This is a genomic window from Pseudoruegeria sp. SK021, from assembly GCF_002119405.1.
In the GTDB taxonomy this organism is placed as follows: domain Bacteria; phylum Pseudomonadota; class Alphaproteobacteria; order Rhodobacterales; family Rhodobacteraceae; genus Meridianimarinicoccus.
Genome location: NZ_MTBG01000161.1, coordinates 1 through 253, shown reverse-complemented (window position 1 = coordinate 253; position 253 = coordinate 1). Strand labels below are relative to the sequence as shown.

Genomic DNA, 253 nt, shown 5'->3' with positions numbered 1-253 from the left:
GGATGGCTTCCAGTGCCACCTTTGCCTTGAACTCCGCAGAATAGCGCTTTCGTTTTGTCATCTCAGGTCGGTCCTTCGTCAGTCGCTAAAGCTTAGCAACTGGTCCGAATTCTTGCGACCACCTCTTAGCCCCGATCCGGCGAAGATGGGCTTTCAGCTTGGAGAATGCCTGTTCGATGGGATTAAGGTCAGGCGAGTATGGCGGCAGGAAAAGGAACCAGCATCCATGCGCCCGCAGTGCATCTGATGCCTC

1 pseudogene is annotated in these 253 nt (G+C 54.9%); it reads right to left on the bottom strand.

The window, feature by feature from the left end:
* Positions 1 to 136: 136 nt before the first annotated feature.
* A pseudogene (locus BV911_RS19020) lies at positions 137 to 253 on the bottom strand (transposase); the annotation flags it as partial.